We start from the raw sequence: 22,775 nt of genomic DNA on the forward strand, positions 1-22,775 counted from the left end.
TGAAGCGCATCAAGGAAGCTGTGGCTTACAACAAATTTAGGAGGAACCCTTGTGAAGGCCAGATATAGTGTAATTGTCCCCATGTACAATGAGGAGGAAGTCATTCAGATAACCTACGAGCGGCTCAAAAAAGTAATGGATGGTTGCGGGGATTCCTATGAGCTTGTGTTCGTCAATGACGGCAGCCGGGACCGTACGGCTGAGATTATGCGCGGAATCAGTAATACGGATGAGCATGTCAAGCTGATTGACTTCTCGCGTAACTTCGGCCACCAAGTGGCGATTACGGCGGGTATGGATTATGCTGAAGGTCAGGCTGTTGTGGTGATTGATGCGGATCTCCAGGACCCGCCTGAGGTCATCCTGGAGATGATCGCCAAGTGGAAGGAAGGCTATGAGGTAGTCTATGCCAAGCGGCTGAAGCGCCACGGGGAGACCTTCTTCAAGAAGGTGACAGCCAAAATCTTTTACCGTCTGCTAAGCAGCATGACCAGTGTAGAGATTCCTACGGATACCGGGGACTTCCGGCTCATCGACCGTAAGGTCTGCGATGTGCTGCGCGGCCTGAAGGAGAAGAACCGTTATGTGCGGGGGCTGGTGAGCTGGGTTGGCTTCCGGCAGACCATGGTGGAATATGTGCGGGAGGAACGCTTCGCCGGGGAGACGAAATATCCGCTCAAAAAAATGATCCGCTTCGCGCTCGACGGAATCACCTCCTTTTCGCACAAGCCGCTCAAAATCGCCTCCTATGTCGGCTTCTTCCTGTCCTTCTCCAGCTTCCTCTACCTGTTCCTGGTCTTATTCCAAAAGGTCTTCACCTCCTGGACCGTGCCGGGCTGGGCGTCCATTGTCGGGGTTAACCTGCTGTTTAACGGCATTGTGCTGATGCTGCTCGGTGTAATCGGGGAGTACATTGGACGGATCTATGATGAATCGAAGGACAGACCGCTCTATATCGTTAGCGAGACCAAAGGCTACCCGGATGCGGAGACCGAAGACACGCGGAAGGAAAGCGATTATGCAAGATAAGGCTTGGCGTGCAGGCATGATCCAGTTTCTGAAATTCAATGCAGTGGGCCTGCTTAACACGTTCATTGATTTCGCGGTATTTACCCTGCTGCATTCCCTGGGGATGCTTAACACCCCTGCACAGATAATTTCCTACAGCGCCGGGACGGCAAACAGCTTTTTCTGGAATAAAAAGGTGACCTTCAAGGGCCGGGACAGAGGCGGGAATGGCGGATTTGACCGGATGCAGCTAGTGAGATTTATTGTGCTGAATCTGCTGGTGCTGGGCATTTCGGTGCTGCTGATTCATCTGCTGACTGATCGCCTGGGAATCCAGGTGCTGATGGCCAAGGTGCTGGTTACCTTCATTACAGTGATCATTAATTTCTTTGGAAGCCGGAAGTGGGTATTCTAGAGGTACAGTACATCTTCCTCGTGTCCTGGGGGGTTAGCACTTATTCTATATTGCGGAGGCGATTGTCATGCGGAAGTTATCCTATTTGATTATACTTGCCGGGGTCCTGATTATGCTCTACCCCAAAGGAAGCGAATGGTACGAGGACCGTCAGCAGCAGAAGCTGCTGGAAGAGGCTGAACAGGCCTATAGTGAAATCGTTCCTTCGGCTACGGCTCCTGCCAGCCAGGATCTGAGCAAGCCCTATGCGGAAGTCACCCAACTGCTGGCGGAAGAGTCCGGTGCGGAAGAGCCGGTGCCCACTACAGCGCCCGAGATTGAAGTTGGAGGCAAGATCACCGCCATTATTGAAATCGACAAAATCGATCTGAAGCTGCCTGTACTGGAGGGCGCCACCAAAACTAATATGAAGCATGCCGCGGCGCATATGAAGGAGACAGCTCCGATTGGTGAGGTAGGCAACGCAGCGATTGCGGCACACCGGTCAAGAACGGCAGGACGGCTGTTCAACAGACTGGATGAGATCGGTAAAGGGGATACCATTACTGTTATTACAAGCGGCCAGGAATACAAGTATGTTGTATATGATGTATCTATTGTAGAGCCTACCGATATTTCGGTACTGAAGGGAAAGGATGATGATAAGATTCTGACCCTCATTACCTGCGATCCGCTTGTCAACCCGACCCACAGACTCATCATTCATGCGAAGTTAACCTGACTTGTCCAAGACAAGGCAATAAAAGTCGAAAAAACATAAAATTTTAGACTATTTTTGTGGAATCTAGCGATTTGGGTCTTGCTAATAGATAGAGATATGGTAAGATATAACTATGAAAGCTAATACACGATAAACGGCAAACCTATCGAAAGGTAGGGACGCAAAGCTACAGGGCCTTCCCGTCATGGATGGCAGCCAGCTACCGAATGAAGAGGCTTTTTTTGTTTGTTTTAATTCTGAATCTGTAATTATATGGTAGTAGATTGGACAGATAAAGCTTATACGATAACGGCAAACCTATCGAAAGGTAGGGACGCAAAGCTAAAGGGCCTTCCCGTAAGGATGGCAGCCAGCTACCGAAAGGGGTTTTATCCATGAAAAAGTTATATTTAATGTTGATTACACTTTTTGTGATTGTCACTTCCGTGCAGACAGGCACTGCTCAAGCAGCTAATGCAGATTCAAGCTGGTTAAATGTTGGACAACTTGATCAAGGGGTTATCGGGGTTTCGTACGATGTTCCTAAGGACAAGAAGATGAAGCTCATGATTACCAAAGACAATAACAGCTATACTTACAACTTATACACTTCCAAACCAACCGAGACGTTCCCGCTGCAACAAGGAAATGGCTCTTATAAGGTCTCCGTTCTTGAGAATACTACCGGCAACAAATACAAAGTACTATCTTCCGAGACTGTATCTCTCTCAATGAGTAATGTGAATGCCGTATATTTGAGCTCTGTACAGAATGTGAAATGGAGTTCTTCCGATAAATCCGTTCAAAAGGCAGCCCAGCTTACAAAGGGTCTGACCACAGATGCAGACAAAGTTAAGGCCATCTACAATTACATCGTAGCTAACGTGAAATATGACTACTCTCTGGCTAACAGCGTAAGCACAGATTATATTCCGAACAACGATAACACACTGGCTACCAACAAAGGTATCTGCTACGATTACGCATCCTTGTTCGCTACTATGCTCCGCAGTGAAGGCATTCCTACCAAATTGGTTATGGGGAATACAAGCTATGTAACTTCATACCATGCCTGGAACGAAGTGTTCATGAACGGCAAATGGGTAACGATTGATACTACAGTGGATGCAGGTCTGGGTAAGAACACCGCGTCAACAGAACTGATCAAAGCAGCAAGCAAATATACTGCAGCGAAATTCTACTAAGAATAGCTGTGAACTATAGCATTTCCTGAGAATAACCCGCTTAAACATTAAGCGGGTTATTTTTATTTATAGAAAGGTTGCTTTTTAATAGAGGGATAGGTTATTATAAATAAGCGTTGTTGGAACGGCAAAGGAAATGAGAGATTACTTAAAAAAGTGATTTCAAAATAAAGCTTGCATTGTTCAAACGAACGTGATATATTATAAGAGTTGCTGGTGACGAAGTGATCGGCGCTGACAACGAGCTTGATCTTTGAAAACTGAACAACGAGTGAGTATCGGAAATCGCTTCGGCGAGATCCAAAAATGAGAATGAAAATTCTCGTCAGATGTTTCAAAATGAGCAATCGCTCTTTCTAAATACCAATTTGGAGAGTTTGATCCTGGCTCAGGACGAACGCTGGCGGCATGCCTAATACATGCAAGTCGAGCGGAGTTATGATGGAGCTTGCTCCTGATTAACTTAGCGGCGGACGGGTGAGTAACACGTAGGCAACCTGCCCTCAAGACTGGGATAACTACCGGAAACGGTAGCTAATACCGGATAATTTCTTTCCTCTCCTGAAGAGAGAATGAAAGGCGGAGCAATCTGCTACTTGGGGATGGGCCTGCGGCGCATTAGCTAGTTGGTGGGGTAACGGCTCACCAAGGCGACGATGCGTAGCCGACCTGAGAGGGTGAACGGCCACACTGGGACTGAGACACGGCCCAGACTCCTACGGGAGGCAGCAGTAGGGAATCTTCCGCAATGGGCGCAAGCCTGACGGAGCAATGCCGCGTGAGTGATGAAGGTTTTCGGATCGTAAAGCTCTGTTGCCAGGGAAGAACGTCCGGTAGAGTAACTGCTATCGGAGTGACGGTACCTGAGAAGAAAGCCCCGGCTAACTACGTGCCAGCAGCCGCGGTAATACGTAGGGGGCAAGCGTTGTCCGGAATTATTGGGCGTAAAGCGCGCGCAGGCGGTCATTTAAGTCTGGTGTTTAAACCTTGGGCTCAACCTGAGGTCGCACTGGAAACTGGGTGACTTGAGTACAGAAGAGGAAAGTGGAATTCCACGTGTAGCGGTGAAATGCGTAGATATGTGGAGGAACACCAGTGGCGAAGGCGACTTTCTGGGCTGTAACTGACGCTGAGGCGCGAAAGCGTGGGGAGCAAACAGGATTAGATACCCTGGTAGTCCACGCCGTAAACGATGAGTGCTAGGTGTTAGGGGTTTCGATACCCTTGGTGCCGAAGTTAACACAGTAAGCACTCCGCCTGGGGAGTACGGTCGCAAGACTGAAACTCAAAGGAATTGACGGGGACCCGCACAAGCAGTGGAGTATGTGGTTTAATTCGAAGCAACGCGAAGAACCTTACCAGGTCTTGACATCCAACTAACGAAGCAGAGATGCATCAGGTGCCCTTCGGGGAAAGTTGAGACAGGTGGTGCATGGTTGTCGTCAGCTCGTGTCGTGAGATGTTGGGTTAAGTCCCGCAACGAGCGCAACCCTTGACTTTAGTTGCCAGCAGGTTGAGCTGGGCACTCTAGAGTGACTGCCGGTGACAAACCGGAGGAAGGTGGGGATGACGTCAAATCATCATGCCCCTTATGACCTGGGCTACACACGTACTACAATGGCCGGTACAACGGGAAGCGAAGCCGCGAGGTGGAGCCAATCCCAGCAAAGCCGGTCTCAGTTCGGATTGCAGGCTGCAACTCGCCTGCATGAAGTCGGAATTGCTAGTAATCGCGGATCAGCATGCCGCGGTGAATACGTTCCCGGGTCTTGTACACACCGCCCGTCACACCACGAGAGTTTACAACACCCGAAGTCGGTGGGGTAACCCGCAAGGGAGCCAGCCGCCGAAGGTGGGGTAGATGATTGGGGTGAAGTCGTAACAAGGTAGCCGTATCGGAAGGTGCGGCTGGATCACCTCCTTTCTATGGAGAATCGTTTCCTGCAACGGAAACATTCAAATCGGAAGCTAAAGCTTCCACAATAGAACCCTTGGGTTCGAATACTCACTCGTTGGTCAGTTTTGAGAGTTTAAGCTCTCATCTTTAACTTTGATCCTTGAAAACTGGATACCGAAATGAATTTGCGTTTTAGAACATTCCTTTAAGCTGAACTTGTGTAAACAAGTTTCAATATTTTAGTGATGCTAAGCGAAGGTTTTCGATTGTGCAAACAAGCGAAACGCCGGAGCATTGGTTAAGCTACTAAGAGCACACGGAGGATGCCTAGGCGCCAGGAGCCGACGAAGGACGTGGCGAACAACGAAACTGCCTCGGGGAGCTGTAAGCAAGCTTTGATCCGGGGGTGTCCGAATGGGGAAACCCAGCTGTGGTAATTCGCAGTTACTCATTTCTGAATACATAGGAAATGCAGAGGCAGACCAGGGGAACTGAAACATCTAAGTACCCTGAGGAAGAGAAAACAATAGTGATTCCGTCAGTAGCGGCGAGCGAACGCGGAACAGCCTAAACCAAGGGGCTTGCCTCTTGGGGTTGTGGGACGTCTCACATGGAGTTACAAAGGAAGATGGTAGGCGAAGAGGTCTGGAAAGGCCCGCGATAGAGGTAAAAGCCCTGTAGCCTAAACTGTGTTCTCTCCGAGACGGATCCCGAGTAGTGCGGGGCACGTGAAACCCCGTATGAATCCAGCAGGACCATCTGCTAAGGCTAAATACTACCTGGCGACCGATAGTGAAACAGTACCGTGAGGGAAAGGTGAAAAGCACCCCGGAAGGGGAGTGAAATAGAACCTGAAACCGTGTGCTTACAAAAAGTCAGAGCCCTTTCTATGGGTGATGGCGTGCCTTTTGTAGAATGAACCGGCGAGTTACGTTTAACATGCAAGGTTAAGGTGAGAAGCCGGAGCCGCAGCGAAAGCGAGTCTGAATAGGGCGAATGAGTATGTGGACGTAGACCCGAAACCGTGTGATCTACCCCTGTCCAGGGTGAAGGTGCGGTAACACGCACTGGAGGCCCGAACCCACGCATGTTGAAAAATGCGGGGATGAGGTGGGGGTAGCGGAGAAATTCCAATCGAACTCGGAGATAGCTGGTTCTCCCCGAAATAGCTTTAGGGCTAGCCTCGGTGAATGGAGTCGTGGAGGTAGAGCACTGATTGGGTGCGGGGCCCGCAAGGGTTACCAAGCTCAGTCAAACTCCGAATGCCATGTACTTCTTGCCGGGAGTCAGACAGTGAGTGCTAAGATCCATTGTCAAAAGGGAAACAGCCCAGACCATCAGCTAAGGTCCCCAAGTGTGTGTTAAGTGGGAAAGGATGTGGAGTTGCACAGACAACCAGGATGTTGGCTTAGAAGCAGCCACCATTGAAAGAGTGCGTAATAGCTCACTGGTCGAGTGACTCTGCGCCGAAAATGTAACGGGGCTAAACACACCACCGAAGCTATGGCTAGATGCTTTGCATCTGGGGTAGGGGAGCGTTGTATGTAGGTTGAAGGTGTACCGTAAGGAGCGCTGGACAGCATACAAGTGAGAATGCCGGTATGAGTAACGAAAAGATCAGTGAGAATCTGATCCGCCGAAAGCCCAAGGTTTCCTGAGGAAGGCTCGTCCGCTCAGGGTAAGTCGGGACCTAAGGCGAGGCCGAAAGGCGTAGTCGAAGGACAACAGTTTGAAATTACTGTACCACCGTAATCCGCTATGAGCGATGGGGTGACGCAGGAGGGTAGTGACGCGGACTGATGGATATGTCCGTCTAAGCAGTGAGGCTGGTGTGTAGGCAAATCCGCACACTACTAAGGCCAGGCTGTGATGGGGAGCGAAAATTACAGTAGCGAAGGTCATGATCTCACACTGCCAAGAAAAGCCTCTAGCCAGGAGAAGGTGCCCGTACCGCAAACCGACACAGGTAGGCGAGAAGAGAATTCTAAGGCGCGCGGAAGAACTCTCGTTAAGGAACTCGGCAAAATGACCTCGTAACTTCGGGAGAAGAGGTGCCTCGGTAGGGTGAATAGCCCGAGGGGGCCGCAGTGAAAAGGCCCAAGCGACTGTTTAGCAAAAACACAGGTCTGTGCGAAGCCGTAAGGCGAAGTATACGGGCTGACGCCTGCCCGGTGCTGGAAGGTTAAGGGGAGTGGTTAGGGGTAACCCGAAGCTGTGAACCGAAGCCCCAGTAAACGGCGGCCGTAACTATAACGGTCCTAAGGTAGCGAAATTCCTTGTCAGGTAAATTCTGACCCGCACGAATGGCGTAACGACTTGGGCGCTGTCTCAACGAGAGATCCGGTGAAATTTTAATACCTGTGAAGATGCAGGTTACCCGCGACAAGACGGAAAGACCCCATGGAGCTTTACTGCAGCTTGATATTGAATTTGGGTACGATCTGTACAGGATAGGTGGGAGCCGGTGAGGCAGGAGCGCAAGCTTCTGCGGAGGCGCCGTTGGGATACCACCCTGATCGTATCTAGGTTCTAACCTGGTGCCCTAATCGGGTACGGGGACCGTGTCAGGCGGGCAGTTTGACTGGGGCGGTCGCCTCCTAAAGAGTAACGGAGGCGTTCAAAGGTTCCCTCAGAATGGTTGGAAATCATTCGCAGAGTGCAAAGGCATAAGGGAGCTTGACTGCGAGACCTACAAGTCGAGCAGGGACGAAAGTCGGACTTAGTGATCCGGTGGTACCGCATGGAAGGGCCATCGCTCAACGGATAAAAGCTACCCTGGGGATAACAGGCTTATCTCCCCCAAGAGTCCACATCGACGGGGAGGTTTGGCACCTCGATGTCGGCTCATCGCATCCTGGGGCTGAAGTAGGTCCCAAGGGTTGGGCTGTTCGCCCATTAAAGCGGTACGCGAGCTGGGTTCAGAACGTCGTGAGACAGTTCGGTCCCTATCTGTCGTGGGCGCAGGAAATTTGAGAGGAGCTGTCCTTAGTACGAGAGGACCGGGATGGACGTACCGCTGGTGCATCAGTTGTTCCGCCAGGAGCATGGCTGAGTAGCTACGTACGGACGGGATAAGCGCTGAAAGCATCTAAGCGTGAAGCCCCCCTCAAGATGAGATTTCCCAATTAGTAAGACCCCTTGAAGACGACGAGGTAGATAGGTTGGAGGTGGAAGTGCAGCAATGCATGGAGCTGACCAATACTAATCGGTCGAGGGCTTATCCAAATTTCTACAACGCAGATTCATTTCGGATTCAGTTTTCAGGAATCAAATTCCTGAAGCATTTACGCTGTAAATGCCCGTTTGGTGGCGATAGCGGAGGGGTTCCACACGTACCCATCCCGAACACGACCGTTAAGCCCTCCAGCGCCGATGGTACTTGGACCGAAGGGTCCTGGGAGAGTAGGACGTTGCCAAGCACACAAGACCACTGTTGATCACTCGACAGTGGTCTTTTTGTATTTTCGGGGAAGCGTTGTGGACAGCTTGTGAGTAGATTGCAGGTCTTTTTACAAGTGGCGCATAGTTATACACATGTGGATAGATTTAGTTTTTTTGATACTTCTCCCCAAATGATGTGGATATCCGGTAGAATAATGTGGATAGGCACGGAAAATTGGGGATAGATAGGTGAAGGAGCCAAAAGTTATGGACAAGCACAGCAGCCTTTTGTGGACAGAGCCATTCAGGGTTCAGGCAAGTGACACGGATTACCGGTCAAGAGTCAAGCTATCTTTTCTGCTGGATATTATGCAGCGTGCTGCGGATTCGGCTGTAAACAGTCTGGGGCTAAGTATGGAGAGTATGCTCAAGGCGGGCATGGGCTGGATGGTTATCACCCTGGATCTGAATCTGCAGCGTCTGCCATCCCCGGGTGAGCTTCTTGATGTACATACCTGGAGTAAAGGAAACAAAGGACCGCTCTGGCAGCGGGATTACCGGATCTATGATGCCCAAGGTGTAGAGCTGGCCTCGGCGCGATCGATTTGGGCACTTGTGGATATCGGGAAGCGAAAGATTTTGCGTCCGTCCGCCTTGCCTATTGTTGTCGAGCCGTATGTAGAGGATTCCGTAGGCAGTCTGCCGGATAAAGTGATCATACCACCCGAACTTCCCTTACAGGAGGTTTACCGTTATCAGGTAAGATATAGCGGTCTGGATAACAACAAACATCTTAACAATGCGAGGTATGCAGATTTATGCTGTGATGCACTGGCGCTGGAGGAGTGGGAGGAGTTAGAGCTTACGGGGCTTCATATCACCTATGCCCAGGAAGCCAAGTATGGTGAGGAGATCAGTGTTATGCGTTCTTCTCTGACTGAAGACGGTGTATATGTGCGCGGACAAGGCGGGGAGCGGATCTTTTTTGAAGCTTGCCTGAAGCTTAAGAGATAGGTTGATATCTAATAGAGATACTTACATAGCATCAATTCTAGACAGTTGCTCGAATCTCAGGGGAACTGTCTTTTGTCGTATTCGGCTATTTCCTTATATGTCACAAATACACAATTGGTAATCGTTATACAGATGTAAAAGGAAAATGGAGGTGATTTCTTTGGAGCAAGGCAACCCCGGGGGCCCATTGAATCCAAATAAGATTGAAGAAGCCATTCATCAGGTACACGCAGGTGACAGGCAAGCTTTCACAACAATAATTACGGAATATGAAAGAAAGATTTACACGTATTGCTACTATCTCCTAAGAAGCCGTGAAGAAGCAGAGGATGCTGTGCAGGATATATTCGTTAAGGTGTATCAGCAGCTTAGGCGTTATGAGAAGCGGGTTTCTTTTTCGGCCTGGCTATATAAGGTGGCTTATCATCATTGCCTGGACCAGCTTCGCAGGCGTAAGCGCCGCAGCCGGTTGCTGTCTCTATATAAGCTGCAACTGATGACGAATCAACAAGCGTTGCCGGAGGAGTCGCCGGTAGACCGGATTTTTGAAAATCTTACCTCGGAAGAACGAGGACTATTAATCCTTCGTGTCATTGAACAATACAGCTTCGAAGAGATCTCAATGATTACCGGAAGCAGTTCGGCGGCGCTGCGCAAAAAATATGAACGGCTGCGTAAAAAACTGATTCAGCAAAAAGCGGATGAAAGGGGAGGGTGTGCTCATGGAGAAGTGGCAGAATCAAACTGAGAAGCAAAGGCTGGAACGTATTCGCAGCAGCGTCGGAAGAGTAGAGCTTCCTGTAGATAGCTATAATGAGCAGATTATGAACCGGATCGAAAATTTGGAGACTAGAGGAGGAAGCAAATTGCTTAAAAAGACGTTGGCAGCCGCAAGTATAGCTGTAGTGATAGGATTAGGTACGATAACTGCAGGATTCATCTCCCCGGCCTGGGCCGATACCTTGAGTCAGCTCCCCGTGTTCAGCAGTATATTCAAGCATACGGAGAACCCAGGTTTGAAATTGGCGGCGGAACAGGGGCTAACCACTTCACCTAACATGAGCGTGACCAAGGATGGAGTGACGTTAAGTGTTACGGAGGTATTTTATGACGGAATTCAACTGGCTATTGGATTTGAAAGAGCTGGAGTAGCGGATAAGCGAATGCTGGCGGAAATCACTGATTATAAAACCCGGGAGTTTGATCAATCGACTAAAGGGCTGCTGGGGTTGCCTGAAGTTACCCTGGAATCTGGTGAGCCTATGGGCTTCGGTTCTTCTTCTACAGGCGACGTACAGGGGCAACCCAATACCCTTTTATTGGAAATGAGGGAATTGTGGAATACATCAGCTCTTGGAGATGAATTCAAGGTAAATATCAGTGTGCCGGTTGCCCAAATCGCCGAGCCCTTTAAGTTCCAGGTGACGGTGAAGAAGCTTGCGGAGGGGATTATCAATCTTACTCCGGGTCAGGGGGCAAGCAAAGACTCCTTCCATTATAAAGTAAAGAGTCTGGACATCACGCCTGCTGCGATGAGGCTGGTCGTCACCAGCGAAGGAGAGGTGCCTGCATCGCCGGAGCAGACAGGGGAATATGGTCCAACGGCGGTATTCTATGAGCTTGTGGATGATGCCGGTAATGTGGCTACTTCCGCTCAAGGATATGCCTTGAGGAAGGCCGTTCAGCATCCTATTGTGGATAGTCTGTACAATATCTTCCCGCAAAAACCTAAGACGATTACGGTCAGACCGTATACAATGACTTTGGATAATGAGCTGAAGCTCTTGTTGGATGCTAATGGGAAACCGGTGAGAACTTATCATAAGGATCTTGAGAGCACTATAGTGATCCCGTGAACCCGAGAAAGAAAGCGGGAATAGGTAAAATAGGCTGAGCCCTTGTCCGCGTCTGCTGTGCAGATGCGGGCTTTTTTGATAGATAAGAATTTATATGTTTTGGGGTCCCCGCAAAGTACCTGAGTCCTCATCGAAGCTAAAGCCCCACTTTGTGGGGTTATTTTGCTGATTAGAGCAGCGTTAATGGAATGTAGATTTCACTTATAGAGTTCGGATGGTGGGGTCCCAGATAGTCTTGACCGTAGTATTCAAATTCATAAGAGAGGTTCAGTCGGTAATCGGTTCTCGGCAGAAAAACGCCATAGATATATTTGTAGGTGGCAGAAACTTCTGCGGACGGTCCTGTATGCTTAAATCTGAGATAACGTGCTGGCGGCAGTGTGTGAATAGGCAGATTGTGGCTGGTTTGTTTGTAGCTCGACTGAACGATAGTGCCGGCACGTACAGATGCTATGGAGTTCAATTCGCAGGCAATGTGAAAGGAGATTCCCTGATCCTCATAGTTATCCGGCCAATAGCCTAGCTGGTAATATTGTTCTGGAAGCTTGCGATCCGGGATAGCGGAAATGCTGCTGAATAGCTGCTCCCAAGCTGATCCGATGATCGACTGATCTTGCATAACGGTAATGAATGGCCCCTGAAGTCTGATTTCCCCAAGCTCAATCAGGTCAGGAGAGGCGCCCTTTTGGTCTGACCAATGCGGCAAATCAGTCGGCTGCAAGGGATGGAGCAGTAGAGGGATATCCGGGTTAGCCTTGTGGCGAATATGGGTGGGAGTAGTGTGCAGCAGTCTTTTGAAGGCCCGGGTGAAGGTCTCGTAATCATTATAAGCATAGTCCAGTGAGATTTCGTGAAAAGTCCGCTCGGGTCTGCTTAGAATATCCCGGGCCGCCTCGGAAATCCTCCGTCTTGCTATAAAGTCGCCTGGTGTGAGTCCGGTAACCCCTTGAAACAGGCGGATGAAGTGGAACAGGGAATACCCAGTCTCTCTGGAGAGGGTCAGAACAGACAACGGCTGCTTCAGATTCGATTCAATATATTGGATGGCCTGCAGAATGAGCTGGCTGTTCTTCATAAAATCCTCTCCTCGATGGCTATTCTATAGTCCACTCTCCCCATGAGGCAGCCCATGCGGGCACTCTAGCCTGACGGACACGGTCAGTGGAAGGGAAATAAGCTTTGATATCAAGCACGGGCGTTCCCGGATAGGCATCCAGTCCACTGACCTCAACTATTCCCTGATCAAGGTCGACGGATATAATACGGGCAACCGTAAGTCCAATCGGGTTAGGGCGGACCGGAGACCGGGTCGCAAAAACACCGCTTACCGGCGCATTATAGGGAGGCTCGATCTGTGTAGTTCCCCGGAAGCAATCTTCTGCAAACTCATGAATCCACCACAGGATCTGGCAGTGGCTGAAAGCATCTAACCCCTTCAAGGCAGGTCTGTATTCGGGTCTAATCTCAAGTCGCAGGTTCTGTTGTGTTCCCGTTACTACTCCTACTGGTATAATATTATACGATTCTGAGGCGGGCATTGGCTGTGACTCCTTTCGGCTGGGGGATGATTCTAGTCTATCTGAAGTGAAAGGAATTCGGCCTGATGATAATTGCGGACTTGTATGTCATGGTATAATAGGTTGTTGATGACAGGGAGGGGTTTGGACGATGAAGGTATTGGTATTGGCTGAGAAGCCGTCGGTGGCCCGTGAGATTGCGCGGGTGCTGGGCTGCGGGAATAAACAGAAGAGTTATATGGAAGGTCCGAAATACGTGGTGACCTGGGCGCTGGGGCATCTGGTTGGCCTGGCTGAGCCTGAGGACTATAACAATAAATATGCAACTTGGGCGCTGGAGGATCTGCCGATTCTTCCAGAGAAGGCTAAGCTGAAGGTACTGCGCGAAACCAGCCAGCAGTATAAGGCTGTGCAGCAGCTAATGAAGCGGCAGGATATCGAAGAGCTGATCGTAGCAACGGATGCGGCGCGTGAGGGTGAGCTGCTGGCCCGCTGGATTATGAATATGGCTGGCTGGAAAAAGCCGTTCCGGCGGCTGTGGATCTCTTCGCAGACGGATAAGGCGATTAAGGAAGGGTTTGCTTCGCTGCGGCCTGGCCGGGATTTCGACCGGCTGTATGAATCTGCACGCTGCCGTGCTGAGGCGGATTGGATGATTGGGCTGAATGTGACGCGGGCCTTAACCTGCAAGTTCGGCGCGCCGCTCTCGGCGGGACGGGTACAGACACCTACCCTTGGAATGATTATGGACCGGGAGAATGAGATCACCGGCTTCCGTTCCCAGGAATTCGATCTGCTGACTGGGGATTTCGGGAATTTCCAGGCGGGGTGGCGAGCGCAGGGCGGGGACGGCCGGATTTTTGAGCGAGAGAAGACCGCCATTCTTAAGGATAAGCTCACCGGCCGCAGCGGACGGATTACCAAGGTCCAGAAGAGTGAGAAAAGCGAGCCGCATGCGCTGGCGTATGATTTGACAGAGCTGCAACGCGATGCCAACCGCAAATTCGGCTTCTCGGCCAAACAGACCTCAAGTGTGCTCCAGAAGCTGTATGAACAGCATAAGCTGGTCACTTATCCGCGTACAGACAGCCGTTATCTGACCGCTGATATGACGGGTACGTTAAAGGAAAGACTCGACAGTGTGGCTGTCGGGCCGTATGCAGCCCTCGCCAGACCGCTGCTGCGGAAGCCGCTGCCGGTCACGAAGCGGATTGTCGATGACAGCAAGGTCAGCGATCACCACGCGATTATTCCGACAGAGCAGACGGTACTGCTCAATCTGCTGAGTGCGGAAGAGCGGAAGCTCTACGATCTGATCGTACGGCGGTTCATTAGCCTGTTCTATCCTCCGGCCCGTTATGACGCCGTAGCTGTGACGGTAACAGTAGATGGTGAAAGCTTCTATGTGAAGGGAACTACCGTCAAGGATGCAGGTTGGCGTGAGGTATACGGCGGAGATATGAGCTCAGATGACGACGAGGAGAATGCGGGGGATGAACCCGCAGCAGGCAGTGTGAAGCTGCCGGAGCTACGGGAAGGCGACAGCGTGAAGCTTGCGCGCTGCATCATCAAGCCGGGACGGACACAGCCGCCGAAGCGTTATAATGAAGCCACGCTGCTGACGCAGATGGAGAAGCATGGGCTGGGGACCCCGGCCACACGTGCGGATATTATTGAGAAGCTGGTCAGCTCGGATACGATTGAACGGCAGGGCAATCTGCTGCATCCGACCGGCAAGGGCAAGCAATTGATTGAGCTGGTCTCGGGGCAGCTGCGTACACCGGAGCTGACGGCACGCTGGGAAGCGGAGCTGGAGAGAATAGCGCGCGGGCAAGGGCATCCGGAGCTTTTTTTGCAGGGTATCCGAAGTATGGCACAGGAGCTGGTGTCCGGGGTGAAGAACAGCGGAGCGGAATACAAGCCGCATAATGTCTCTAACAGCCATTGTCCGGAGTGTGGAACAAGGATGTTAGAAAAGAAGACCAAACGCGGCAAGCTGCTGGTCTGTCCGAAGGAGGACTGCGGCTACACCCGTGCGGGTGAGAAGCAGTTGTCGAACCGCCGCTGCCCGCAGTGCCATAAGAAGATGGAGATGAAGGAAGGCAAGGCCGGAAAGTATGTGCAGTGCCTTGGCTGCGGAATTACAGAGACTTTGGATAAGGACCACAAGCATATCAACAAACGCGAGCAGCAGAAGCTGGTTCAGCAGTATAGCAAGACGGAAAGTTCCGGCTCTAACCTCGGCGATTTACTGAAGGCTGCGATGGAAGCGCAGCAGAAGGGGAAGTAGCCGAAAGAAGCTGGAAGGCTGTCCAAGGGACGGCAGAGATGCTTTACTGTAGAAGATTGATACGGGAACAGGCGTTAAGGTACCGCTAAATAGAGTGGGGCAGGTGGAGAAGTGGCAGTGGTTGAAGGGATAGAGGGTGTGGTGAAAGCGGCAGGGACTCCGGGTACGAAGGGGAGCAGCCGGTTGTATTTTTTGGTTATAGTCTTCATGTTCTGGTTCTCTTCTTATATCTATGTTCCGGTGCTCTCGCCGTATGTGGAGCATCTGGGGGCTTCTTATGTCATGGTGGGGGCAGTGCTGGGCATATACGGCCTGATGCAGATTCTGTTCCGGCTGCCGATAGGGATGGGTTCAGATGTGCTTAACCGGCGGCGGCCGTTTATTTATCTGGGGCTGATCGCAAGCGGAGCGAGCTGTCTGCTGTTCCTGGCAGGGGCACATCCAGGCTGGGCGTTGGCGGCGCGGGCGGTCTCGGGGATAGCGGCATCGGCGTGGGTCGTGTACTCGGTGATGTTCGCGGGGTATTTTCCGAAAGAAGAGGCGGGCAGGGCTATGGGCATGCTCCAGTTCACCACGGTGATTGCCCAGTTGACGAGTATGATGATCAGCGGCTATATCGTAGACCACTTTGGCTGGAATACCCCGTTCATCATCGGAGGGATTGTGGCGGTGGCCGCGATGCTGCTGGTCGTCCGTCTTCCGGAGCAACAGCTGGAGAAGCGCACGGCGATTAAGCTCAAGGATCTGGCCGGTGTGGTGAAGGAGCCTTTACTGGTAAAAGTATCGCTGTTATCGGTGCTGGCCCATTGTGTGCTGTTCATTACGATGTTCGGCTACACGCCGAATCAGGCGCTCTATCTTGGAGTGAGCAAGGGGAGTCTCGGCTGGCTGACGCTGGCTTTTATGCTGCCTCATGCGGTAGCGACCCTCTATGGTGCGCGGCTGTTCGGCCGGTGGCTGGGGGACCGGGGGACGCTGATGCTCGGTTTTGCCGGAAGTGCGGTGTTCACGCTGCTCATTCCTTCGATGCCAACGCTTGCGGCGTTATGTGTAACACAGATCGGGAACGGCTTCATGCAGGGCCTGATCTTCCCGCTGCTGCTGGGTAAATCGGTCTCCGGGGTAGCTCCGTTCAAGCGGGCGACAGCAATGGGGTTCTATCAGGCGGTGTATGCGATTGGCATGTCCGGCGGTCCTTTTGTAGCGGGATGGATGAGTGCGGCGTACGGTCTGCGCGGAGGATTCTGGCTGGGCGCCATTGCAGCTTCGCTTGCGGCGGTACTGTCCTGGTTCTGGATCAGGGAAGCTGGAGCCGCAGGCGGGCGGAGCCAGAAAGAGCAGCAGTTGCAGGGCCGGTGATGTGAGGTTATTGGTTTTTTGCCGGAAAGGGTAATATAATAGAGAGCAGATAGGATGCTAGGAGGAGGGGCCGGGAGGATGGTCAAGGTGGTATTGCTGTGGTTCGCGCTGATCAACATTATCGGGTATGTAGTGATGTCGGAAGACAAGAACAAGGCCCGGAAAAGACGGGATCGGGTGCCGGAGAAAACATTGTTTCTGCTGGCGTTCATGGGCGGTGCGCTGGGTGTGCTGATTGCCATGTACCGCAAACGCCACAAGACAAGGCATACTTCCTTCAGACTAGGAATTCCGCTGCTGCTGCTGCTGAATATGGTGCTGTATGGATATTTTTTGAGGTAAGTCACTTGCAGGTTTGGTGATGATGTAAATAATAGAAAGAGGTGGCGTAAATGTTATTCTCTAAAATTCTGCTTGCCTATGACGGTTCAAAAGCTTCGAATCAGGCTCTGGAACGGGCGATTGAGCTGGCCAAGGTAACTCCAGGGTCCTCCCTGTACGTCGTACACGCATTTGAATTCCCGCGATTCTTCATCGGGGAAGCTCTCGCCCCTCTGCCGGCATCGGTGAACAAGGATTATTATGACCTCGCGGTCCAGACTACGGATGAAGTGAAAAGCCGCTTGGAAGCTGAGGGTCTGAATGCTACGGTAGAATTGCTGCAGGGATCGCCTGCGGAAATCATTCTGAATTATGCCAAGGAGCAGGATGCAGATGTGATCGTAATCGGCAGCCGGGGGCTGGGCGGTATCCGGGAATTCGTTCTGGGCAGCGTCAGCCATAATGTGGTGCAAAGTGCGCGCATTCCGGTGCTGGTTGTTAAATAATAGGAAGTTTAGTAGAGGGACGCTGCGGCGTTCCCCTTTTTTTAATGTGCAGATGGGCGGATTAGCGGGAATAAGATTTTCATTTGTGCTCAAAAGCGAACAATTTGCAGACATGATATGACAATGTTCGTGTTTAAGTTGACATGATGTGTAGGGCGTTGTTAAACTGAATCTATGAAGAGCTCGTATAAAACCGGGGATAGGGCCCGGAAGTTTCTACCCGGTAACCGTAAATTGCCGGACTACGAGGAAATAGGATAACTGGAACGACAGCAGATAGCCACCCCACAACCCGGGGCGGTGTTCCTGCATTCTCCTGCCCTGCAAGGACGCGGAGTGTGCAGCTGCCGGGCGGTTATCATCTGATTCCTTAGTAGTCCGGGTCCACCCGCAGCAGAATGCGTCTGGAGTCCGGGCTATTTTTCACGGTTCATGCGGGAATTGGCAGGAAACGGGACACACTTAAATCAGAGAATCTCTATAACGGAAATGGAAGGCTGGGTGAACGATGTCTGTGCAAGTAGGTGTCATTATGGGCAGCAAATCGGACTATGAAACGATGGAGCATACCTGTGCGGTATTGGAGGAGCTGGACATAGCTTATGAGAAAAGGGTTATCTCTGCACACCGCACGCCGGATCTGATGTTCCGTTATGCCGAGGAGGCGGCGGAGCGCGGCCTGCGGGTTATTATCGCCGGAGCGGGCGGCGCGGCTCATCTGCCAGGTATGGTGGCTGCGAAGACTACGCTGCCGGTCATCGGTGTACCTGTGCAGTCGAAGGCCTTGAACGGCATGGATTCGCTGCTGTCTATTGTGCAGATGCCTGCAGGCATCCCGGTAGCGACAGTTGCAATCGGCCGCGCCGGGGCTATCAATGCGGGGCTGCTGGCGGCCCAGATCATCGGCGCCTTCGAGCCGGAGGTGGCGAGAAGGGTGCAGCTGCGGCGCGAGGCCACTCAGCGCGAGGTGCTGGAAAGCAGCGAGAGCCTATGAGCCCGGAGGAGCTGAAGGCCGGACGGCTGGAGGGTGGCGCGGAGCGGACTGATGCGGAGCAAGTGATGAAGGCTGAAGGCGAAGCGGAAGGTGCCGGGGCTGGGGCGGAGGTAGCGATAAAGGCTGAAGGCGAAGCGGAAGGTGCCGGGGCGGAGCGGGTGATAGAGGCTGAAGGCAGAGCGATAGCTGCCGGAGCTGAAGCGGAGCGGGAAGAGACCGGGGCGCGGCTGCCACGGACGCTGCTGCCCGGCGCAACGATCGGCGTGCTCGGCGGCGGGCAGCTCGGGCGTATGCTGGCGCTATCCGGCAGCGCCATGGGGTACCGCTTCGTGGCGCTGGACCCTGCGCAGGATGCGCCCTGCGGGCAAGTGACGCCGCAGATTACAGCGGCGTACAACGACCGGGACGCCGCGCGCGCGCTGGCGCGGCGTGCGGACGTCATCACGTACGAGTTCGAGAACGTTGACGCGGGCGTAGCCGCGCTGCTGACGGAGGAATCGTACGTGCCGCAGGGCAGCGCGCTGCTGTATACGACGCAGCACCGGCTGCGCGAGAAGGCAGCAATTGAGGCGGCGGGCGTGCCCGTTGCCCCGTACCGCAAGGTCGGCAGCCTGGCGGAGCTGGAAGCGGCGGCTGCCGACCTGGGCCTGCCCTGTGTGCTGAAGACAGCCACAGGGGGGTACGACGGCAAGGGACAAGCCGTCATCCGCAGGCCGGAAGAGCTGGCCGCAGCGTTCCGGCAGGTCGCACTGGGGGCGCAAGCAGATGTACCGGAGCTGGTGCTGGAGAAATTCATCGCCTTTCAGTGCGAAATTTCGGTCATTGCCGCCCGGAGCGCATCGGGAGAGGTCAAGAGCTTCCCGCCTGCCGAGAACATCCACGTGAACAATATCCTTCATCTCTCGATTGTACCTGCGAGGGTACCGGAGGAGATTCAGCGGCGGGCCTGCGAGCTGGCCGAGAAGATTGTCTCGGGCATGGGCGCGGTTGGACTGCTGGCGGTAGAGATGTTCGTGACGGAGGACGGAGAGCTGTTCGTCAACGAGCTGGCGCCGCGTCCGCATAACTCCGGGCATTACACAATGGATGCCTGCGTCACCTCGCAGTTCGAGCAGCATGTGCGGGCCATCTGCAATCTGCCGCTGGGCGAGACCTCGCTGCTTACTCCTGTGGTGATGGTGAATGTACTTGGCCAGCATCTGGAGGGAGCCGTTCAGGCAGCCTGCCGTGCGAATGAAGAAGTGAGCAGGCTTGGAGTATCACCCAAGCTTCATATATATGGCAAGACCGAGAGCAAAACCGGCCGTAAAATGGGCCATATCAACCTGCTCTGCAAGGATACCGGCGACGGATTGTCCTGGGTAGAGCAAACTAACCTTTGGAGGAATTAACAAGCTATGATCGAACGTTACAGCAGACCTGAGATGCGGGCCATATGGACCGAAGAGAATAAATTCAACGCGTGGCTGGAAGTTGAAATCTGTGCCTGTGAGGCTTGGGCCGAGCTGGGAGTAATCCCGCATGAGGATGCCGCGAAGCTGCGCAAGGATGCCAAATTCGACATCGCGCGGATTGATGAGATTGAACTGGAGACGCGCCATGATGTCATTGCTTTTACCCGTGCGGTCTCCGAGAGTCTGGGGGCAGAACGCAAATGGGTGCATTACGGACTGACCTCCACGGACGTTGTCGATACGGCGCTGGGTTACCTGCTGCGTCAGGCCAACGAAATTCTGGAGCAGGATATCATCCGGTTCATTGAGATTCTAAAAGACAAAGCCATCGCCTACAAGGATACCCCGATGATGGGCCGTACCCATGGCGTACATGCAGAGCCAACAACATTCGGCCTGAAGATGGCGCTGTGGTATGAGGAAATGAAGCGGAACCTGGAGCGTTTCCGTCATGCCGCCAACGGCGTGCAATTCGGCAAAATCTCCGGGGCGGTCGGCACCTATGCCAACATCGACCCGTTCGTGGAAGAATTCGTCTGCCGCAAGCTGGGCACCAGCCCGGCACCGATCTCCACGCAGACCCTGCAGCGTGACCGTCACGCGGAATACATGGCGGCGCTGGCACTGGTTGCTACTTCCCTCGACAAGTTCGCTACCGAGATCCGCGCTTTGCAGAAGAGTGAGATCCGCGAGGTAGAGGAGGCTTTTGCCAAGGGTCAAAAGGGTTCGTCCGCCATGCCGCACAAGCGCAACCCGATCGGCTGCGAGAACATCTCCGGCCTGTCGCGTGTGATCCGCGGTCATATGATGACAGCTTACGAGAACGTGCCGCTGTGGCATGAGCGCGATATCTCGCATTCCTCCGTGGAACGGATCATCCTGCCGGATGCGACCATGCTTCTGAACTATATGCTGAACCGCTTCGGCAACATCGTGAAGAACCTGACTGTATTCCCTGAGAATATGAAGCGCAACATGAACCGTACCTTCGGCGTTCCGTTCTCCGGCCGCATTCTGACGAAGCTGATTGACAAGGGCTTCAGCCGCGAGCAGGCGTACGACACTGTGCAGCCGCGTGCGATGCAGGCCTGGGAGGAGCAGACCCAGTTCCGTGACATTGTTGAAGCAACCCCGGAGATCACGGCGGTGCTTAGTCCGGAAGAGATCGAGGATGCGTTCAATCCTACCTGGCATCTTAAGCATGTGGACACCATCTTCCGCAAGCTGGAACTCATTTAATTTTTAAAAAAAGGTAAGTCAGTGGTGAACTGATGAGCTGGAGAAGAGTTGGGCGGAGCGACGGGGAGTTGTTGTTCTGGAGCGGTAAGCGACAGAAATGAATTGTTTAGGCAAGTTAATAAGGAACGGAGAGGAATTTTGGAACTGGAAGAAGCGTTAGCGTTCGCCTTTATGGTCAGATTTCTACCACAGCAAGTGGTTAAATCAGAGAAATATGACCATAACAGCGATCGGAAGTCCAAAATTTTTTGTAGTGTTACCGATTAACTAGCCGTTCAGTTCATATCTCAAGCGCAGCGGAGAATGACGGCGCCCTAGGCGCTTTTAGCCCAAATATAAGCAAGATCATTTGTTCAAGGGAGGAAAGGTCATGACATCATCGGCCGTATCCACTGCCGTGGAACTCATAAATGCGCCGCTGCTCTACAAAGGCAAGGTTCGTGAGCTGTATGATTTGGGGGATGAAGTACTGATCGTGGTGACAGACCGGATCTCCGCATTCGATTATGTGCTGGACCCGGCGGTGCCGGACAAGGGCAATGTGCTCAACCGGCTCAGCGCCTTCTGGTTCGGCCAGACCCGGGAGCTGATCGAGAACCATGTGGTTCATATCGAGGTGGATAAGCTCGGGGATATTGTGAAGGACCGAGAAGCGCTAAGGAACCGTATTATGGTGGTCCGCAAAGCCCAGCGGATTGATATCGAGTGTGTGGTACGCGGCTGTATTACCGGCGGCGGCTGGCGGCAGTATCAGGAGACCGGCCAAGTGAACGGCATTGAGCTTCCCAAGGGACTGCGCAAGAATGCGGTGCTGGCCGAACCGATTTTCACACCGGCAGCCAAGAATGACGTTGGGCATGATGAGGATATCCCTTTTGAACAAATGCAGGAGCTGATTGGTGCAGAGCTTGCGCTGGAGCTTAAGGAGAAAAGCCTGAAGCTGTTCGCTTTTGCCAGAGAATATTGTAACGAGCGCGGCATCATTCTTGCGGATTGCAAATTCGAGTTCGGGCTGCTGGATGGCAAGGTTATCCTGATTGACGAGATTTTTACACCCGATGCTTCACGCTTCTGGGCCAAGGACAAATACGCGCTGGATATCGAAATTGACAGTATGGATAAAGAGCCTGTGCGGACGTACCTGGCGGCCTCTTCCTGGGATAAGAACAGCCCGCCGGACCCGCTGCCGCTTGAGGTAGTTGAGGAGACGTCACGCCGTTACCTGGATATCTATCACCGCCTGACCGGGAAGTCGTTATAAGAGAAGGCTTGGCATCATTCGCAGTCATAATCATTCGTAAGCGCAGGTGAGTGTTACTTTTCAGATAAAGGCCCATCAGTTCATTAAATTCTAGGAGGAACTACAAGCGTATGTTAAAAGCGACAGTCTACGTCACCATCAAGAAAAGCGTGCTCGACCCTCAGGGAGTTGCCGTGCAGGGTGCCCTGCATTCCGTTGGATTCCAGGAAGTGGAAAGTCTGCGGATCGGCAAGTATATGGAGCTGACCCTCGATACCGATAACCGCGCAGAAGCGGAAGGACGCCTGAAGGAAATGTGCGAGAAGCTGCTGGCCAACACGGTGATCGAGGATTACCGCTACGAATTGGAGGACTAAAC

General features: G+C 52.6%; 18 protein-coding genes, 3 rRNA genes and 3 riboswitches. Of the genes, 19 read left to right on the plus strand and 2 right to left on the minus strand.

The genetic code is table 11. The annotated features are described in order from the left end of the window. Positions 1-51 precede the first annotated feature (51 nt). The 10 genes from NST43_RS01595 (at position 52) to NST43_RS01640 (ending at position 11,476) form a co-directional block, all read left to right on the plus strand. Positions 52-1,029, plus strand: a complete 978-nt coding sequence (locus NST43_RS01595; RefSeq protein WP_209993761.1) for a glycosyltransferase family 2 protein — start codon at positions 52-54, stop codon at positions 1,027-1,029. Next, complete coding sequence (locus NST43_RS01600) at positions 1,019-1,423, plus strand: GtrA family protein (protein ID WP_209993762.1); 405 nt, start codon at positions 1,019-1,021, stop codon at positions 1,421-1,423. The genes NST43_RS01595 and NST43_RS01600 overlap by 11 nt, the downstream gene beginning before the upstream one ends. A 67-nt stretch (positions 1,424-1,490) precedes the next feature. Beyond that, a complete protein-coding gene (locus tag NST43_RS01605; RefSeq protein WP_339222113.1) occupies positions 1,491-2,144 on the plus strand; it encodes a class D sortase in 654 nt (217 codons plus the stop codon). A gap of 125 nt (positions 2,145-2,269) precedes the next feature. Continuing rightward, positions 2,270-2,351: riboswitch (cyclic di-GMP riboswitch) on the plus strand. A gap of 73 nt (positions 2,352-2,424) precedes the next feature. Next, positions 2,425-2,505, plus strand: a riboswitch (cyclic di-GMP riboswitch). A gap of 13 nt (positions 2,506-2,518) precedes the next feature. After that, a complete protein-coding gene (locus NST43_RS01610) occupies positions 2,519-3,328 on the plus strand; it encodes a transglutaminase-like domain-containing protein (protein WP_339222115.1) in 810 nt (269 codons plus the stop codon). A gap of 365 nt (positions 3,329-3,693) precedes the next feature. After that, a 16S ribosomal RNA gene (locus NST43_RS01615) occupies positions 3,694-5,252 on the plus strand. A 269-nt stretch (positions 5,253-5,521) separates the two neighbouring features. Further along, positions 5,522-8,450: ribosomal RNA gene (locus NST43_RS01620) — 23S ribosomal RNA — on the plus strand. Between the two features lie 77 nt (positions 8,451-8,527). Next, positions 8,528-8,644, plus strand: a 5S ribosomal RNA gene (gene rrf, locus NST43_RS01625). The 16S, 23S and 5S rRNA genes sit together here, the layout of an rRNA operon. 229 nt (positions 8,645-8,873) lie before the next feature. Beyond that, positions 8,874-9,620 (plus strand): acyl-ACP thioesterase domain-containing protein, encoded by a 747-nt coding sequence (locus NST43_RS01630; protein ID WP_339222117.1) that lies wholly within the window; start codon positions 8,874-8,876, stop codon positions 9,618-9,620. A gap of 145 nt (positions 9,621-9,765) precedes the next feature. Continuing rightward, a complete protein-coding gene (locus NST43_RS01635; RefSeq protein WP_339222119.1) occupies positions 9,766-10,368 on the plus strand; it encodes an RNA polymerase sigma factor in 603 nt (200 codons plus the stop codon). After that, positions 10,343-11,476 carry a DUF4179 domain-containing protein gene (locus NST43_RS01640; RefSeq protein WP_339222121.1) on the plus strand — a complete coding sequence of 378 codons (1,134 nt, stop codon included), beginning with the start codon at positions 10,343-10,345 and terminating at the stop codon, positions 11,474-11,476. Before NST43_RS01635 ends, NST43_RS01640 begins: the two co-directional genes overlap by 26 nt. Positions 11,477-11,645: 169 nt before the next feature. On the opposite strand, the gene NST43_RS01645 is transcribed toward NST43_RS01640, so the two are convergent. After that, complete coding sequence (locus NST43_RS01645; protein ID WP_339222123.1) at positions 11,646-12,551, minus strand: helix-turn-helix domain-containing protein; 906 nt, start codon at positions 12,549-12,551, stop codon at positions 11,646-11,648. A 19-nt stretch (positions 12,552-12,570) separates the two neighbouring features. Beyond that, a complete protein-coding gene (gene tsaA / locus NST43_RS01650) occupies positions 12,571-13,014 on the minus strand; it encodes a tRNA (N6-threonylcarbamoyladenosine(37)-N6)-methyltransferase TrmO (RefSeq protein WP_339222125.1) in 444 nt (147 codons plus the stop codon). Between the two features lie 130 nt (positions 13,015-13,144). Between tsaA and NST43_RS01655 the strand changes: the two genes are divergently transcribed. The 9 genes from NST43_RS01655 to purS all read left to right on the plus strand — a co-directional run bounded on the left by NST43_RS01655 (position 13,145) and on the right by purS (position 22,773). Continuing rightward, the gene (locus NST43_RS01655; protein ID WP_339222127.1) at positions 13,145-15,283 is read left to right on the plus strand and encodes a DNA topoisomerase 3; all 2,139 of its coding nucleotides are present in this window, start codon (positions 13,145-13,147) and stop codon (positions 15,281-15,283) included. 111 nt (positions 15,284-15,394) lie between these two features. Next, positions 15,395-16,642 (plus strand): MFS transporter, encoded by a 1,248-nt coding sequence (locus NST43_RS01660; RefSeq protein ID WP_339222129.1) that lies wholly within the window; start codon positions 15,395-15,397, stop codon positions 16,640-16,642. 78 nt (positions 16,643-16,720) lie between these two features. Beyond that, on the plus strand, positions 16,721-16,984 hold the full coding sequence (locus tag NST43_RS01665; protein WP_036693313.1) for a DUF1294 domain-containing protein: 264 nt from the start codon (positions 16,721-16,723) through the stop codon (positions 16,982-16,984). A gap of 50 nt (positions 16,985-17,034) precedes the next feature. Then, entirely contained in the window at positions 17,035-17,469 is a 435-nt protein-coding gene (locus tag NST43_RS01670) for a universal stress protein (protein ID WP_209992053.1), read from the plus strand. A gap of 163 nt (positions 17,470-17,632) precedes the next feature. Then, a riboswitch (purine riboswitch) is annotated at positions 17,633-17,734 on the plus strand. Between the two features lie 243 nt (positions 17,735-17,977). Beyond that, positions 17,978-18,463: a 5-(carboxyamino)imidazole ribonucleotide mutase gene (purE, locus tag NST43_RS01675; RefSeq protein WP_339222131.1), complete on the plus strand. Its 486-nt coding sequence runs from the start codon at positions 17,978-17,980 to the stop codon at positions 18,461-18,463. Continuing rightward, on the plus strand, positions 18,460-19,854 hold the full coding sequence (gene purK / locus NST43_RS01680; RefSeq protein WP_339222133.1) for a 5-(carboxyamino)imidazole ribonucleotide synthase: 1,395 nt from the start codon (positions 18,460-18,462) through the stop codon (positions 19,852-19,854). The genes purE and purK overlap by 4 nt, the downstream gene beginning before the upstream one ends. Positions 19,855-19,860: 6 nt before the next feature. Next, positions 19,861-21,156, plus strand: a complete 1,296-nt coding sequence (gene purB, locus NST43_RS01685; RefSeq protein WP_339222135.1) for an adenylosuccinate lyase — start codon at positions 19,861-19,863, stop codon at positions 21,154-21,156. Between the two features lie 370 nt (positions 21,157-21,526). Then, positions 21,527-22,417 carry a phosphoribosylaminoimidazolesuccinocarboxamide synthase gene (locus NST43_RS01690; protein WP_339222137.1) on the plus strand — a complete coding sequence of 297 codons (891 nt, stop codon included), beginning with the start codon at positions 21,527-21,529 and terminating at the stop codon, positions 22,415-22,417. Between the two features lie 110 nt (positions 22,418-22,527). After that, positions 22,528-22,773: a phosphoribosylformylglycinamidine synthase subunit PurS gene (gene purS, locus NST43_RS01695; protein WP_019913657.1), complete on the plus strand. Its 246-nt coding sequence runs from the start codon at positions 22,528-22,530 to the stop codon at positions 22,771-22,773. Positions 22,774-22,775 lie beyond the last annotated feature (2 nt).

The sequence above is a fragment of the Paenibacillus sp. FSL H8-0332 genome, assembly GCF_037963835.1.
Lineage (GTDB): Bacteria > Bacillota > Bacilli > Paenibacillales > Paenibacillaceae > Paenibacillus_AQ > Paenibacillus_AQ rhizoplanae.

What these genes read in the sequence shown, in the direction of transcription:
- NST43_RS01600 (WP_209993762.1), top strand. Translation starts at nt 1,019, where the DNA reads ATGCAAGATAAGGCTTGGCGTGCAGGCATGATCCAGTTTCTGAAATTC.
- NST43_RS01605 (WP_339222113.1), top strand. Translation starts at nt 1,491, where the DNA reads ATGCGGAAGTTATCCTATTTGATTATACTTGCCGGGGTCCTGATTATG.
- NST43_RS01610 (WP_339222115.1), top strand. Translation starts at nt 2,519, where the DNA reads ATGAAAAAGTTATATTTAATGTTGATTACACTTTTTGTGATTGTCACT.
- NST43_RS01630 (WP_339222117.1), top strand. Translation starts at nt 8,874, where the DNA reads ATGGACAAGCACAGCAGCCTTTTGTGGACAGAGCCATTCAGGGTTCAG.
- NST43_RS01635 (WP_339222119.1), top strand. Translation starts at nt 9,766, where the DNA reads ATGGAGGTGATTTCTTTGGAGCAAGGCAACCCCGGGGGCCCATTGAAT.
- NST43_RS01640 (WP_339222121.1), top strand. Translation starts at nt 10,343, where the DNA reads ATGGAGAAGTGGCAGAATCAAACTGAGAAGCAAAGGCTGGAACGTATT.
- NST43_RS01645 (WP_339222123.1), bottom strand. Translation starts at nt 12,551, where the DNA reads ATGAAGAACAGCCAGCTCATTCTGCAGGCCATCCAATATATTGAATCG.
- tsaA (WP_339222125.1), bottom strand. Translation starts at nt 13,014, where the DNA reads ATGCCCGCCTCAGAATCGTATAATATTATACCAGTAGGAGTAGTAACG.
- NST43_RS01655 (WP_339222127.1), top strand. Translation starts at nt 13,145, where the DNA reads ATGAAGGTATTGGTATTGGCTGAGAAGCCGTCGGTGGCCCGTGAGATT.
- NST43_RS01665 (WP_036693313.1), top strand. Translation starts at nt 16,721, where the DNA reads ATGGTCAAGGTGGTATTGCTGTGGTTCGCGCTGATCAACATTATCGGG.
- NST43_RS01670 (WP_209992053.1), top strand. Translation starts at nt 17,035, where the DNA reads ATGTTATTCTCTAAAATTCTGCTTGCCTATGACGGTTCAAAAGCTTCG.
- purE (WP_339222131.1), top strand. Translation starts at nt 17,978, where the DNA reads ATGTCTGTGCAAGTAGGTGTCATTATGGGCAGCAAATCGGACTATGAA.
- purK (WP_339222133.1), top strand. Translation starts at nt 18,460, where the DNA reads ATGAGCCCGGAGGAGCTGAAGGCCGGACGGCTGGAGGGTGGCGCGGAG.
- purB (WP_339222135.1), top strand. Translation starts at nt 19,861, where the DNA reads ATGATCGAACGTTACAGCAGACCTGAGATGCGGGCCATATGGACCGAA.
- NST43_RS01690 (WP_339222137.1), top strand. Translation starts at nt 21,527, where the DNA reads ATGACATCATCGGCCGTATCCACTGCCGTGGAACTCATAAATGCGCCG.
- purS (WP_019913657.1), top strand. Translation starts at nt 22,528, where the DNA reads ATGTTAAAAGCGACAGTCTACGTCACCATCAAGAAAAGCGTGCTCGAC.